This window comes from Micromonospora sp. NPDC006431 (assembly GCF_042870725.1).
GTDB lineage: Bacteria > Actinomycetota > Actinomycetes > Mycobacteriales > Micromonosporaceae > Micromonospora.
Map to the genome: position 1 here is coordinate 295,147 of NZ_JBIAHQ010000005.1, position 14,281 is coordinate 309,427.

Genomic DNA, 14,281 nt, shown 5'->3' on the forward strand with positions numbered 1-14,281 from the left:
AACCCGCTCCCACCCCACCCGCCCCACCCGTCTCACGGGTTGGTCATGAGGTTGACGGCGGACGCAGTGATCAAGAACGCCGCCACCTCATGATCAACTCAGGAAGTGCGGGCGGCGGGACCGCCGGCGCAGGCGTCAGGGGGCGCTTTCGCGGAGGGCCAGGCGGTGGGGAGCCACCAGTTCCCGGGGCGGCGCGCCGCGGTCGGCGGCGAGGCGGTCGGCGAGCAGGTCGACGGCGAGGCGGGCGATCCGCTCCTTGTCCGGGGCGACGGTGCTGAGGGTGGGGATGGAGAAGCGGCCGTCCTCGATGTCGTCGAACCCGGCCACCGCCACGTCCTCGGGCACCCGCAGCCCGGCCTCGTGCAGCGCGCGCAGGGCGCCGAGGGCGAGGGTGTCGTTGAAGCAGAAGACCGCGTCGGGGCGTACGCCGGAATCCAGCAGGGCGCGCATGGCGGCCGCGCCGTCGGCGCGGTGCCAGGCGGCCGCAGGGGCCACCAGGCGCTCGTCGTACCCGAGGCCGGCGTCGGCCAGCGCGGCGGCGTAGCCGGCCAGGCGGAGCCGGGCGCTGGCACCCTCGGGGGTGCGTTGGGCGCCGATCGCGGCGATCCGGCGGCGGCCGAGGCCGACCAGATGCGCGGTGATCTGCCGGGCGGCGGTCACGTTGTCGATCATCACGTGGTCGGCCGGGCCGTGGTCCACCCGCTCGCCGAGCAGCACCATGGGCAGGCCGTCGAGGCCGGCGAGGTCGGCGGCGGTGAGCGCGAGCGGGCTGAAGATCAGCCCGTCGATCAGATGGTCGCCGATCCCGCGGGCCGCCTTCCGTTCCTGCTCGGGGCCGCCGCCGGTCTGGTCGATCAGCACCGTCCAGCCGTGCTCGGCGGCGGCGGTGACCACGTGCCGGGCCAGCTCGGCGAAGTAGGGGATGTCCAGCTCCGGCACGGCCAGGGCGATCACCCCGGTCCGCCCCTTTCGCAGGCTGCGGGCCGACAGGTTGGGGCGGTAGTTGAGATCGGCGATGGCCTGCTCGACCCGGGCCCGGGTGTCCGGCCGTACGTGCTGGTAGCCGTTTACCACGTTGGACACCGTCTTCACCGACACGCCGGCCCGTTCGGCGACGTCCTTGAGCCTGTGTCGCACTGGCCCGTCCTCCCCTGTCGGCTCTGCCGGCACTGTATCGCGCCGAGACCTCTTTACAACGTTGATTACAACGTTGTAGAAACCTGGGGTACGGGGTGACCGAGGTCACCCCGATCGGTACGAGGAAAGGTGGCACCCGTGCGGAGCGCGCAGCTGACGATCGACCCGTCGTTCACCATCGGAGCGGCCGACCGCCGTCTCTTCGGTTCCTTCGTCGAGCACATGGGGCGCTGCGTCTACGGCGGTGTCTACGAGCCGGGCCACGCTACCGCCGACGCCGGCGGCTTCCGCCGGGACGTCCTGGACCTGACCCGGGAACTGGGCGTCTCCGTGGTGCGCTACCCCGGCGGCAACTTCGTCTCCGGCTACCGCTGGGAGGACGGCGTCGGCCCGGTCGGCGACCGGCCGCGCCGGCTCGACCTGGCCTGGAAGACCATCGAGACCAACACGTTCGGGCTGGGCGAGTTCATGGCCTGGGCGGCGGAGGCCCGCGTCGAGCCGATGATGGCGGTCAACCTCGGCACCCGGGGTGTGCAAGAGGCCTGCGACCTACTCGAATACGCCAACCACCCGGGCGGCACCCAGCTGTCGGACCTGCGCCGCAAGCACGGCACCGAGGAGCCGTACGGGGTGCGGCTCTGGTGCCTCGGCAACGAGCTGGACGGGCCCTGGCAGGTGGGCCACAAGACCGCCGACGAGTACGGCCGGCTCGCGGCCGAGACCGCCCGCGCGATGAAGAAGATCGACCCGTCGATCAGTCTGGTCGCCTGCGGCAGCTCCAACCGGCGGATGCCCACCTTCGCCTCCTGGGAGGCGACCGTCCTGGAGCACACCTACGAGCACGTCGACTACATCTCCGCCCACACCTACTACGACCCGTCCGACGGCGACCGGGCCAGCCTCCTGGCCTCCGCCGTGGACATGGACAACTTCATCCGGGAGGTGGTGGCCACCGCCGATCATGTGGCCGCCCGGCTGCGCGAGCGGCGGAAGCTGAAGATCTCCTTCGACGAGTGGAACGTCTGGTACGAGTCCCGCCTGCAGGCCGACCTGGACCGGCGGGGCTGGGTCGAGGCGCCGGCGCTGATCGAGGACGACTTCACCGCGGTCGACGCGGTGGTGGTGGGGGACCTGCTCATCACCCTGCTCCGGCACGCCGACCGCGTCGGGGTGGCCTGCCAGGCACAGCTGGCCAACGTCATCGCCCCGATCCGTACCCGCACCGGCGGGCCGGCCTGGCGGCAGAGCATCTTCCACCCGTTCGCCCTCACCGCCCGCCACGCCCGCGGCACGGTGCTGCGTACCGAGCCGGTCTCGCCCACCTACCCCACCGGGAAGTACGGCGACGTGCCGGTGCTGGACACCGTCGCGGTGCACGACGAGGAGACCGGCGAGCTGGCCGTCTTCGCGGTCAACCGCGACCAGGACGACCTCGTCGTCGACCTGGACCTGCGCGCGCTGCCCGGCCTGCGCGCCCGGGAACACCGCGCCCTCGCCGCCGGGGACGACCCGACGGCCACCAACACCGAGACCGAGCCCGAGCGGGTGACGACCCGCGGGCTCCCCACCCCCACCCTCGACGGCGGCCGGTGCTCCGTGGTGCTGCCCGCCTGCTCCTGGAACCTGCTGCGCTTCGCACCCCAGCCGTGACCAGGGAATATCGCATCCCGTCCCCCAAGGAGTACCCATGATCCAGAACGAGATGAGCCGGCGGCGGCTGCTCAGCCTCGGCGTCGGGCTCGGCGCCGCAGCCACCCTGACCCTGGCCGGCTGCGGCGGTGGCAGCATCTCCGACAAGCCGAGCGCCGCCGGCAACGGCGGCAAGGACTACACCGGCCCCAAGGTCGACCTGAAGCTGTGGAACGGTTTCACCGGCGGCGACGGCGAGATCTTCAAGCAGTTGGTCACCCAGTTCAACGGCGAACACCAGAACATCGCGGTCAGCGTGGTGACCTACGAGTGGCAGGACTACTACAGCAAGCTTCCCGGTGCCGTCTCGAGCGGCAACGGCCCCGACATCGCCGTCATGCACATGGACCAGCTCGCCACCTTCGCCGCCCGCGGGGTGATCATGGAGCTGGACGACGTGGCGAAAACGCTGGAACTCAGCGAGGGGGACTTCGCACCGACGGTCTGGAAGGGCGGTCTCTACCACGACAAGCGGTACGGCATCCCGCTCGACATGCACCCGCTGGGCCTCTACTACAACAAGGCGGCCATGCAGCGAGCCGGCCTCGACCCGAACAAGCCGCCGACCACCAAGGACGAGTACACGGCGGCGCTGACCGAGCTGAAGAAGGCGGGGATCCAGGGTTTCTGGGTCAGCCCGTTCCAGTTCACCGGCGGAATGACCTACTACTCGCTGCTGCACCAGTGGGGCGGCACCCTGTTCGACGGGGAGGTCGCCAAGGCCACCTTCAACTCCGATCCGGCGGTCGAGGCGTGCACCTGGCTGGTGGACATGATCAAGCAAGGGTTCTCGCCGGCCAACGTGGGCCAGGACGCCGACTACCTGGCCCTCAAGAGCGGCAAGAACGCCTTCAACTGGAACGGCATCTGGCAGATCAACGACCTGAAGAAGAGCCCGGACGTGCAGTGGGGCGTCGCGCCGCTGCCGCAGATCGGCAGCCAGCAGGCGGCCTGGGCCAACTCGCACAACTTCACCATCGTCAAGCAGCGCAGCGCCGACAACAACAAGGTCGCCGGCGCGAAGGTCTTCATCAACTGGCTCAGCCAGCACTCGCTGGACTGGGCCAAGGGCGGCCAGGTGCCCGCCCGCAAGGCGGTCCGGGAGAGCGCCGAGTTCAAGGCGCTGCCGGAGATCAGCTCGCTCGCGCCGGAGTTGGCGTACGCCGCGTTCCCGCCGGCCGCTCCCGGCCTGGGTGAGGTGATGACCACCTTCTACAACGCCTTCAACGAGGCGGCGCTGGGCAAGAAGTCTCCGAAGCAGGCGCTGGACGACGGCGTGTCCAAGGCGAACAAGCAGCTCGAGGACAACCGCAAGAAGTACGGGAGCTGATCCGCCGTGGCGGACGTGATCGAGGTCGGGGCGGCGCGCGGAGACGCGCCGCCTCCGGCGGGCGGAACGCGCCGTCCGGGCGGTGTCACCGCGCGGGGGCACCGGGCCACCCCCTACCTCTTCCTCGCGCCGTACCTGGTCCTGTTCCTGGTGTTCGGGCTGCTGCCGATCCTCTTCGGGGTCTGGATCAGCCTGCACCAGTGGGATCTCCAGCTGCCCAACCGGCCCTTCATCGGGCTGGGCAACTACCGGGACCTCTTCTCCAGCGACTCGGCGATCTACGGCGACTGGTGGTCCAGCCTCCGGGCCACCGCGATCTTCACCGTGCTGTCGGTACCGCTGCTGGTGGTCGTACCCCTGGGGCTGGCCCTGCTGCTCAACCGTTCCTTCCCCGGGCGGACCTTCTTCCGGGCCGCCTTCTTCGCCCCGTACGTCCTCGGCGTCGCGGTGATCGGCCTGCTCTGGCGCTTCCTGCTCGACGCCAACCTGGGCCTGGTCAACCGGCTGCTCGGGGTGCTCGGCCTGCCCTCCGACACGCCCTGGGTGACCGACGTGCCGTGGGCCTGGGTGTCGCTGGTCGGGGTGACGGTGTGGTGGACCTGCGGCTTCAACGCGGTGATCTACCTGGCCGGGCTGCAGGACATTCCGGCCGAGCTGTACGAGGCGGCCCGGGTGGACGGGGCAAACGTCTGGGACCGGTTCCGGCACGTCACGCTCCCCGGCCTGCGCCCGGTGCTGCTCTTCGTGCTGACCACCACGATCCTCGCCTCGGCGAACGTCTTCGGGCAGTCCTTCCTGATCACCCAGGGTGCGCCGGGCGAGCAGACCCGGACGGTGGTCTGGCGGATCGTGGACGAGGGGTTGCGCAACTATGACGTTGGCCAGGCGGCCGCGATGAGCGTGCTCTTCGCGCTGATGCTGGCGGTGGTCAGCATGGTCAACTTCCGGCTGTTCCGGTACCGGGAAGACTGAGGGGGCGACGATGTCGAGTCTGCGTCGGGGCCTGCGCTACGCCGTCCTGCTGCTGATCACCGCGGTCTTCGTGGCCCCGCTGGCGTGGATGGCCCTCACGTCGGTGAAGACCTACGCCGACGCGCAGCAGGACCCACCGAGCTGGCTGCCGAACCCGTTCTCCACCTACGGATACGACCAGATCATCAACAACACCGCCAACCCGGTGCTGCGCTGGTTCGTCAACAGCATGCTGGCGGCCAGCCTGCACACCCTGCTGGTGCTGGCCACCGCCGCCATGGCCGCGTACGCCCTGGCCCGGATGCGGTTCCGCGGCCGGGCGCTGAGCTTCGCGCTGATCGTGGGGACGCTCTTCCTCCCGCCGACCTCGCTGATCATCCCGAACTTCGTGATCGCCGATCGGCTGGGCTGGCTCGACACGCTGACCGTGGTGGTGGTTCCGGGCGCGGCCAGCGCGTTCGGGGTCTTCTTCCTCCGGCAGTTCTTCCTCTCGATCCCCCGGGAGCTGGAGGAGGCCGCCGTGCTGGACGGGGCGAACCACTGGCAGGTCTTCACCCGGGTGCTGCTGCCGCTGTCGAAGCCGGCGCTGGCCACCCTGGCGGTGCTGTCGTTCCTCACCAACTGGAACGACTTCCTCTGGCCGGTCTATGTGCTGTTCAGCCCGGAGCGGCTCACCCTCCCCGCGGGCCTCGGCCTGCTCCAGGGCGCCTACGTCACCGACTACCCGGTGATCATGGCGGGGGCGGTGCTGGCCAGCGTGCCGGTGCTGATCCTCTTCGTCGCCGCCCAACGGCACATCATCCAGGGTGTCTCGCGCAGCGGCCTGAAGGGATGATCGGCGGGCGGGCCCGACGGAGCGGCGCGGCCCTGGCCGCCGCGCTGCTCGTCGCCGGTTGTGGCAGCGAACCAATGTCGAGCACGCCGGAGGAGGCGCGTGTGTTCACCAACCCGGTCGTCCGGACCGACGCCCCCGACCCGCAGGCGATCCGGGTCGGCGAGACCTGGTACCTGTTCCACACCAACAGCGGCGGCCGGAACGTCCCGGTGCTCACCTCCCCGGACCTGGTCGACTGGATCCCCGCCGGGGACGCCCTGCCCGAGCTGCCCGACTGGGCCGACGCCGGGAAGACCTGGGCGCCGGAGGCGATCCAGCTCGGCCCCGACCGGTTCGTCCTCTACTTCACCGTCGCCGACCGGGCCTCCGGGCGGCAGTGCGTGGGCCGCGCGGTGGCGGCCACGCCCCTCGGGCCGTACCGGGACGACTCGTCCGGGCCGCTGATCTGCCAGGCCGACCTGGGCGGCTCGATCGACGCCAGCCCCTACCGGGACGCCGACGGCAGTCTATGGCTGCTGTGGAAGAACGACGGCAACGCGATCGGCGTGGACACCTGGCTCTGGTCGCAACGCCTCTCCCCGGACGGGCTGCGGCTGACGGGCAGGCCGACCAGGCTGCTGAAGCAGACCGAGGCGTGGGAGGGCGCGCTGGTGGAAGGGCCGTTCCTGCACCGGCACGACGGCAGGCTCTACCTCTTCTTCGCCGCCAACGCCTACGACCGGGACACGTACGCCGAGGGCTACGCGGTCTGCGAGAGCCCGGCCGGGCCCTGCGTGAAGGCCCCGGAGAACCCGATCCTGAAGTCCAACGCGGTCGCCTCCGGCCCCGGGCACGCCTCGTTGGTGGCGCAGGACGGCCGCACCTGGCTGCTCTATCACGCCTGGCCGCCGGGGCAGGAGGGCAGCGTCGACCCCGGCCGCCAGGTCTGGCTGGACGAACTCGTCTGGCCGGACGGCAGACCCGTTCTCCATGGCCCCACCGCCGAGCCCCAGCCGAGGCCCTGACCGCGCGACCCTGAGCCGCGCGGGGTGCGGGTCGGCGGAGGGTGTGACGTTCCACCCGGCACCGGAAGCGGCATTCCGACACGAAGCGTTCCCAGGAGATCACGATGAGCAGTGGGTGACCGCTCACCCTCGGGCATTCGGTCCGACCTGCGCATCGATCCGTCCTGAGGTCTTGCGCCGCCTGGCGATTGATGAAATTTTCCTACCAGCGGCGAATGCTCTGCGGCGAATCTTTCCGGATGCGCCCCGGCGCCCGTCGCCACCCGACACCTCCCGGAGCCCAACGAAGGGAACCGCACCGCATGAAGGCAACTCGGCTCAGCGCCGCCGGGCTGGCCGTGGCGCTGCTCGGCGCACTCGTCGCCGGCACCCCCGCGCGCGCCGCGGACACCGACGCCACGACCACCTCCTCGACCACCTGCACCACCGACCCGGCCACCCCGAAGCGGCAGTTCCGGGCCATGTGGATCGCCTCGGTGACCAACATCGACTGGCCCAGCAAGGCCTCCTGGACCGCGCCGGACCAGGTCGCCAAGCAGAAGGCCGAGTACCTGGGCTGGCTCGACCTGGCCCAGCAGCTCAACCACAACGCCGTCGTCGTCCAGGTCCGCCCGACGGCGGACGCGTTCTGGCCGTCGCCGGTGGAGCCCTGGTCGGAGTACCTGACCGGGGTACGCGGCCAGGACCCGGGCTGGGACCCGCTGGCCTTCCTCGTCGAGGAGTCGCACAAGCGGAACCTGGAGTTCCACGCCTGGTTCAACCCGTACCGGGTCTCCATGCCGGCCCCGGGCGGCGCCGGCGCCGACCTGTCGAAGCTCGCCCCGAACTCGCCGGCCCGGCAGCACCCCGACTGGGTGTTCGCCTACCCGCCGGCCGGGGTCGCCGGCAGCCGGCTCTACTACAACCCCGGCATCCCGGAGGTCCGCGAGTTCGTCCAGACCGCGATGATGGACGCGGTCAACCGGTACGACCTCGACGGCGTGCACTTCGACGACTACTTCTACCCGTACCCGAGCGGCACCTACCAGTACCCGGACGACGCCACCTTCGCGCAGTACAACCGGGGCTTCACCAACCAGGCCGACTGGCGGCGGGACAACATCAACCTGCTGATCCAGGAGATGAACGCCAAGATCAAGGCGGTCAAGCCGTGGGTGAAGTTCGGCGTCAGCCCGTTCGGCATCTGGCGCAACAAGTCGGCCGACCCGAACGGCTCGGACACCACCGGCTCGCAGTCGTACGACATCATCTCCGCCGACACCCGTAAGTGGATCAAGGAGGAGTGGATCGACTACGTGGTGCCGCAGCTCTACTGGTACATCGGCCAGTACCCGGCCGCCGACTACGCCCGGCTGGTGCCGTGGTGGGCCGAGCAGGTGCGCGGCACCAAGGTCCAGCTCTACATCGGCCAGGCCGACTACAAGAGCGGTGACCCCGCGTACGGGTCGTTCTGGATGAACCCGAACGAGCTGTCGAACCACCTGACGCTCAACCGGTCGTACCCGGAGGTGCTCGGCAACGTGCACTTCTCGGCGGTGCAGGTGAAGGCCAACCGGCTCGGCGCCACCGACAACTACGCGGCCGAGCACTACTCCCGCCCGGCGCTGGTGCCGGCGATGGCGCAGCTGCCGGCCAAGCCGCTGCTCTTCCCGGTGATCACCGGGGCCGACCGGCAGGCCGACGGGGTGCACCTGACCTGGCGGCAGCCGGCGGACGGCAACGGCCCGTTCGGCACCGCCACCTCGTACGCCGTCTACCGGTTCGACGGCACGAGGAAGGCCGAGGCGTGCGCCTTCGCCGACGCGTCCCACCTGGTGGCGACCGTCCGGGGCACCGCGGGTGACGTGCAGTCCTGGGTGGACGCCGAGGCGGCGGCCGGCCAGAGCTACACGTACTACGTGACCGCGCTCGACCGGGTCTGGAACGAGGGCCCGGCCAGCCCGGCGCGCGTCGTGCGCTGACCCACCTCGGATGCCCCCGGCCGCCCCGGCGACCGGGGGCATTCGTCTGTTTCGACGTATGTCACCAAACCGTAGCCTGGCCGCCGTTGCCCATCCATCGATGGACGTCGACACTTGGTGATCACCCGTGCTCCTTGTCCCGAGCCCCGACCCGCGGAGGATCCCGTGTCCCGACGCCTCGCCACCGTCCTCGCTTCCGGCGCGTTCGCGCTGTTCACCGCCCTCGGTGTCGCCTCGCCCGCGCAGGCCGCCGTGAGCCGCGAGCAGAAGCTCAGCGTGCTGTCGAGCTGGACCCAGACCAGCGCCACCAGCTACAACGCCTGGAACGCCGGCCGGCTGAACAAGGCCGCCTGGTCCGCGTACGCTTTCGACTGGTCGACCGACTACTGCTCGTCCAGCCCGGACAACCCGCTCGGCTTCAACTTCAGCCTCTCCTGCTACCGGCACGACTTCGGCTACCGGAACCACAAGGCGATGGGTGTCTTCCCGGCCAACAAGGCGCGCCTCGACAGCGCCTTCTACGAGGACCTCAAGCGGGTCTGCGCCACGTACAACGCGGTCGTCCGGCCGGCCTGCTACAGCCTGGCCTGGACCTACTACGAGGCGGTCAGCATCTTCGGCTCGGTGGCCGCCGTCCGGCAGGCCGACCTCGACCGCGCCGCCCGCATCAAGGCCGACGCCGAGCGCCGCGCCGCCCTCCGCTCCTGACCTCCTGGCCCACCCCGACCCGGCTGATCAAGAAGTTCGCGTCGCCGCCCGCCAGGCATCCCGACGCGAGCTTCTTGATCAACCCGCGGTGGAGCGGCGCGGCGACGGGGCGGAGGAGCGGGCGGGGGCGATGAAGCGGGGGGAGTCGGGGGCGAGGTCGGGGTGGTCGACGCCGAGGGCCAGGGCGACCGCCTCCTCCAGGGCCAGCTCGCCGCCCGCGCCGTACGCGGTGTCGAACGCCGCGTCGCCGAGCGCCCGGCGCAGCTCCGCCTGCCGGGCCAGCCAGTACGGCCCGTAGATGCCGGGGGTGGCCCGCAGGTTCGCCCGGGTGGCCTGGGCCGCGCCGAAGAGCCGGGCCGCGGTCACCGGGTCCCCGCCCAGCGCGCAGCGCACCGCGATCGCGTTCACCGTGTCGCAGGCCCGGCCCAGGTAGCCGTGGCTCATCCGGGAGCGGAGCGCCACCAGCAGGTGTTCGTGCGCGGCGACCAGGTCGTCCCGGGCCAGCGCCACCACGCCGAGGAGCATGTCCACCGAGCGGCGCCCCCGCTCGACCGGCCGGGCCGCCTCGACCGGGCGGGCCGCGCCGAGCAACTCGGCCGCCTCGTCCAGCGCGCCCCGGCGCCAGAGCAGCTCGGCGAGGTTGTAGATGGCGTGCAGGGCGTCGGAGACCACGTCCTGGGCGTACGCCCAGTCGATCACCTCGCGGCAGACCCGTTCCGCCTCCACGAACTGTCCCATGTCGACCAGCGGCGCGGCCCGGCCCGCCAGCACCCGGGCGAGCAGCCCCAGGTCACCGGCCTGCCGGGCGGCCGCCTCGGCCCGCTGCGAGTAGCGCAGCTCCTCGGCGAACTCACCGTCCGCGCCGGCGTGCAGCGAATGCATGTGGTACGCCGCGGCCAGCTCCGCCTCCGGGATCACCTCGCCGGTCTCGGCGATCCGGCCGTACAGCCGGAACAGCCAGAGCCGCCCCTCCCGGGCCAGCCCCCGCTCCCGCCACCACTGGTCCAGCATGCCGGCCAGCCGCAGCCCGGTGCGGGCGCTGCCGCCGGTGGCGCACCAGCGCAGCGCGGCCCGCAGCTCTGCGGCGAGCGGGTCGAGCGCGTACAGGGAGAGGGTGACCGGGTGGCCGTCCGAACCCAGGTGGGCGCGTTGCAGGGTGTGGCTGCACCAGGCGACGTGCCGGTTCCGGGCGGTCTGCTCCTCGCCGGCCTCCACCAGCCGCCGGGCCGCGTACGCCCGGATCGGGTCGAGCATCCGGTAGGTGCTGCCCGAGGCGTGCGGCTCGGCCAGCACCATGGACTTGTCCACCAGCACCGAGAGCGGGTCGAGCGGATCCTCGTCGAGCAGCCACTGCACGGTCGGCAGATCCACCCGACCGGCGAAGACCGCCAGCCAGCGCAGCAACCGGGCCGAGCGCGCCCCGAGCGTCCGGTACGACCAGGTGACCGTGGCCTGCATGGTCAGGTGCCGTTCGGCCGCCGAGCGGTGCACCGCGCGGGTCGCCGGGTCGGGCGGACCGCCCCCGGCCGCCACCGGGTCGACCGGGTCCTGCTGGTTGCCGCTCCACCCGGGCTCCCCCACCGGGGGCGGCTCCGGCTTCTCCCGCCCGGCGTCCAACGTGGCCAGCATGTCGTCGAGACGCTCGGCGAGCTGCCCGGCGGAGAGCACCCGCAGCCGCGCCGCCGCCAACTCGATGGCGAGCGGCAGTCCGTCCAGCCGGCGTACCACCCGGCGCAGGTCGACCTGCTCGGTGGGATCGGGCGCCCGGCCGCCCCGGGCGGCCGCCGTCCGGTCCAGCAGCAGGGCCACCCCGTCGCTCTCCCCGCCGTCCGGGCGGGGCTCCACCGAGAGCGGCGGGATCCGCCACACCGCCTCACCGGGGAGGCCGAACGACTCCCGGCTGGTGGCGAGCACCCGGACGTCCCGGGCGCCGGCCAGCAGTCGGGAGATCACCGCGGCCGAGGCCGCCGGCTGGGCGTCGCAGGTGTCCAGCACGACCAGCATCCGGCGGGCGGCCGCGTACTCCACCAGGGTGTCCACCATCGGACGGCCGGGCTCCGGGCGGAGCCCGAGCACCGCGGCGATCTCGAACGCGACGAGGCCCGGGTCGGTCACCGCGGCGATGTCGACGAACCACACCCCGTCCGGGTACGCCTCGACCACCCCGCCGGCCAGCTCCACCGCCAGCCGCGTCTTGCCGGCACCGCCCGCGCCCAGCACGGTCACCAGGCGGTACGTCTCGACCAGCCGCTTCAGCTCGCCCCGTTCCACCTCCCGCCCGACGAACGAGGTGACCTGGGTGGGCAGGTTGTGCGCCACCGCGTCGGCGGTACGCGGCCGGGGGAAACTCCGTTCCAGGCCGGGCGCCACCAGCTGGAACAGCCGCTCCCGGTCGTCGAAGCCGCGCAGCCGGTGCAGCCCGAGGTCCAACAGGGACGCTCCGTCCGGCAGCGGATCGGCGTGCCGGGCGGTCACCCCCGAGCAGAGGACCTGTCCACCGTGGGCGGCGGCGGCCACCCGGGCGGCCCGGTGCACCTCCGGGCTGGCGTACTCGCCGTCGCGGGGTTCCACGTATCCGGTGTGCAGGCCCATCCGGACCCGCGGCGCGGCCTCGGGAGTGGGCCAGTCGTGGCTGGCCAGGGCCAGTTGCGCGGTCAGGCAGGCGGTGACCGCCGCGGCCGCGTCCGGGAAGGCGAGGAAGAACGAGTCCCCCTCGGTCAGCAGCTCCGCCCCGTCGGCCAGCGTGTGGCGCAGCAGCCGGCGGTGTTCCCGCAGCACCGCGGGGTAGCCCGGACCGAGCAGCTGGGCCAGCCGGGTGGAGCCCTCGATGTCGGTGAACACGAAGGTCACCCATCCGCTCGGGAGGTCGATCCGTGGCGACATGCGTGGAACCTCCGCCCCGTGATGTCGGGCTCCATGCTGCCCTATGATCGGGCGATCACGCATCGTGAGAACGGTCGGGCAGCACCCGACCAAGGTCCCACCAGGTGGCCCCGGCAGCACGAACGGATCGACCGGCGAGACGAGGTCGCCGGAGGTCAGCAGCCGCAGGCGCCACCGCAGCAGCCCCCGCCGGCCGGGGCGGACGCCCCGCCGACCGGGCCGGCGCCACCGCGGCCGGTGACCGCGACGGTCGACAGCAGCTTCACGGTGTCGGCGTGTCCCTGCGGGCAGGATGCCGGCTGGCTGGCCTCGGCCATCGGCCGGTTGACCTCGAAGGTGTCGCCGCAGGCGCGGCAGCGGAACTCGTACCGGGGCATGCCACCAGCGTACGACCGGGTCTGACGTCACGGCGGGCATGGGTGATACTCGACGGGTGGTGGACGGCGAGGAGCGATCGAAGGTTCGACCCCTGCGACCGGCCGTACCGCCCGACGGGGCGGCCGGGCCGGTTCCCGTGCCCCGTCCCCGGCCGGCCACGGAGCCGGGTTCCACCGGCACCGCCGCGGGCAGCACCCGCCAGCCGGAGTCGCCCCCGGCCGACGCCCCGGACACGAAGCCACAGTCGACGGCCGACACCGCGGCCGGCACCAAGGTCGGGCCCACCCCGGCGGACGCCTCCGACGTCAAGCCGCAGCCGACCTCGACGGGCGCGAAGCCGGAGCCGACCTCGCCCGACGCCACCGCCACGAAGGCGGAGCCGGCCCCGGCCGACGCCACCACCACGGGCGGCCCCGAATCGAAGACCGGCGGTCGGCGGCGGCGGTTGCCGTTCGCGCACGCGGTCCGGATGCCGCCCCGGCGAATCGCCGTCGGCGCGGCCCGGGCCACCCGGGACTGGTCTCGCCGCCCCAGCGGGCGCACCACGGTGCTCGGTGTCTTCCTGCTCGTCCTGGTCGCGGGCACCGCGGCGGCCGGGGCGCTGCTGGTGCCCGCGGCCGTACGCAAACCGCAGCCCGTCGCCGTCGACGCCACCGCGACCGCGCCGGCGGGCGGCGTACCCCAGGGCGGCGTGGCGCCCGGCGGGGTCGGTCTGCCCCCGGGGCTGCCCGGCGCGACCGGCCAGCCGACCGGGGCGCCACCCGGCGTCGGGCAGCCGACCGGGCCGGCACTGACCGGCCGCCCGGCCGACGCGCTGGCTGCCTGGGCCCAGCGGGTGAGCCGGACGACCGGCATCCCGGTGGTCGCGTTGCAGGCGTACGGCTACGCCCAGCTGGTGCTCGAACAGACCCACCGGAGCTGCCAGCTCAGCTGGACCACGCTGGCCGCGATCGGATACGTCGAGTCCCGGCACGGTGCGGCCAACGGCGCCACTCTGCAGCCGGACGGGGTCGCCTCGCCCAACATCCTCGGCGACCTGCTCGACGGGCAGGGCGGGCGGTCCCGGATCACCGACACCGACCGGGGCGTGCTCGACGGCAACACCGTCTACGACCGGGCGCTCGGCCCGATGCAGTTCATCCCGAGCACCTGGCAGGAGGTCGGCGCGGACGCCGACAACGACGGCGTCAAGAACCCGCACGACATCGATGACGCCGCCCTGGCCGCCGGCCAGTACCTGTGCAAGGGCGGCCGGAACATGACCATCCCGGGCGACTGGTGGAACGCCATCCTCTCCTACAACGACGTGCGCCGGTACGCCCAGGACGTCTTCGACAAGGCGAACGAGTACGGACGGCTGAGCGGTACGTGATGTAACCGGTTG

11 protein-coding genes are annotated in these 14,281 nt (G+C 72.3%); 8 read left to right on the forward strand and 3 right to left on the reverse strand.

Going from position 1 to position 14,281, the window contains the following annotated elements; translation table 11 throughout:
- Window positions 1-135: 135 nt before the first annotated feature.
- Window positions 136-1,137 carry a LacI family DNA-binding transcriptional regulator gene (locus ACFYM6_RS12965; RefSeq protein WP_387274996.1) on the reverse strand — a complete coding sequence of 334 codons (1,002 nt, stop codon included), beginning with the start codon at window positions 1,135-1,137 and terminating at the stop codon, window positions 136-138.
- Between the two features lie 138 nt (window positions 1,138-1,275).
- On the opposite strand from ACFYM6_RS12965, the gene ACFYM6_RS12970 reads away from it, so the two are divergent.
- The 7 genes from ACFYM6_RS12970 to ACFYM6_RS13000 all read left to right on the forward strand — a co-directional run bounded on the left by ACFYM6_RS12970 (window position 1,276) and on the right by ACFYM6_RS13000 (window position 9,636).
- Window positions 1,276-2,787, forward strand: coding sequence for an alpha-N-arabinofuranosidase (locus ACFYM6_RS12970; protein WP_387274998.1), 1,512 nt, complete (start codon window positions 1,276-1,278; stop codon window positions 2,785-2,787).
- A 37-nt stretch (window positions 2,788-2,824) separates the two neighbouring features.
- Window positions 2,825-4,156 carry an ABC transporter substrate-binding protein gene (locus ACFYM6_RS12975; RefSeq protein WP_387275000.1) on the forward strand — a complete coding sequence of 444 codons (1,332 nt, stop codon included), beginning with the start codon at window positions 2,825-2,827 and terminating at the stop codon, window positions 4,154-4,156.
- A 6-nt stretch (window positions 4,157-4,162) separates the two neighbouring features.
- Complete coding sequence (locus ACFYM6_RS12980) at window positions 4,163-5,128, forward strand: carbohydrate ABC transporter permease (protein ID WP_387275002.1); 966 nt, start codon at window positions 4,163-4,165, stop codon at window positions 5,126-5,128.
- Between the two features lie 10 nt (window positions 5,129-5,138).
- Window positions 5,139-5,963: a carbohydrate ABC transporter permease gene (locus tag ACFYM6_RS12985; RefSeq protein WP_387275004.1), complete on the forward strand. Its 825-nt coding sequence runs from the start codon at window positions 5,139-5,141 to the stop codon at window positions 5,961-5,963.
- 101 nt (window positions 5,964-6,064) lie between these two features.
- The gene (locus ACFYM6_RS12990; RefSeq protein WP_387275006.1) at window positions 6,065-6,967 is read left to right on the forward strand and encodes a glycoside hydrolase family 43 protein; all 903 of its coding nucleotides are present in this window, start codon (window positions 6,065-6,067) and stop codon (window positions 6,965-6,967) included.
- 302 nt (window positions 6,968-7,269) lie between these two features.
- Window positions 7,270-8,928: a glycoside hydrolase family 10 protein gene (locus tag ACFYM6_RS12995; RefSeq protein WP_387275008.1), complete on the forward strand. Its 1,659-nt coding sequence runs from the start codon at window positions 7,270-7,272 to the stop codon at window positions 8,926-8,928.
- A gap of 165 nt (window positions 8,929-9,093) precedes the next feature.
- Window positions 9,094-9,636 carry a phospholipase gene (locus ACFYM6_RS13000; RefSeq protein ID WP_387275010.1) on the forward strand — a complete coding sequence of 181 codons (543 nt, stop codon included), beginning with the start codon at window positions 9,094-9,096 and terminating at the stop codon, window positions 9,634-9,636.
- Window positions 9,637-9,714: 78 nt separating this feature from the next.
- Here the strand turns inward: ACFYM6_RS13000 and ACFYM6_RS13005 are convergent, their stop codons facing one another.
- Window positions 9,715-12,519, reverse strand: a complete 2,805-nt coding sequence (locus tag ACFYM6_RS13005; protein WP_387275012.1) for an ATP-binding protein — start codon at window positions 12,517-12,519, stop codon at window positions 9,715-9,717.
- A 155-nt stretch (window positions 12,520-12,674) separates the two neighbouring features.
- Window positions 12,675-12,896, reverse strand: a complete 222-nt coding sequence (locus ACFYM6_RS13010; RefSeq protein WP_387275014.1) for a zinc ribbon domain-containing protein — start codon at window positions 12,894-12,896, stop codon at window positions 12,675-12,677.
- Between the two features lie 56 nt (window positions 12,897-12,952).
- Between ACFYM6_RS13010 and ACFYM6_RS13015 the strand changes: the two genes are divergently transcribed.
- The gene (locus ACFYM6_RS13015; protein WP_387275090.1) at window positions 12,953-14,269 is read left to right on the forward strand and encodes a lytic murein transglycosylase; all 1,317 of its coding nucleotides are present in this window, start codon (window positions 12,953-12,955) and stop codon (window positions 14,267-14,269) included.
- The last annotated feature ends 12 nt before the right edge of the window (window positions 14,270-14,281 follow it).

Coding starts and splice junctions, on each gene's coding strand:
- ACFYM6_RS12975 (WP_387275000.1), top strand. CDS start 2,825: ATGATCCAGAACGAGATGAGCCGGCGGCGGCTGCTCAGCCTCGGCGTC.
- ACFYM6_RS13005 (WP_387275012.1), bottom strand. CDS start 12,519: ATGTCGCCACGGATCGACCTCCCGAGCGGATGGGTGACCTTCGTGTTC.
- ACFYM6_RS12995 (WP_387275008.1), top strand. CDS start 7,270: ATGAAGGCAACTCGGCTCAGCGCCGCCGGGCTGGCCGTGGCGCTGCTC.
- ACFYM6_RS13010 (WP_387275014.1), bottom strand. CDS start 12,896: ATGCCCCGGTACGAGTTCCGCTGCCGCGCCTGCGGCGACACCTTCGAG.
- ACFYM6_RS12985 (WP_387275004.1), top strand. CDS start 5,139: ATGTCGAGTCTGCGTCGGGGCCTGCGCTACGCCGTCCTGCTGCTGATC.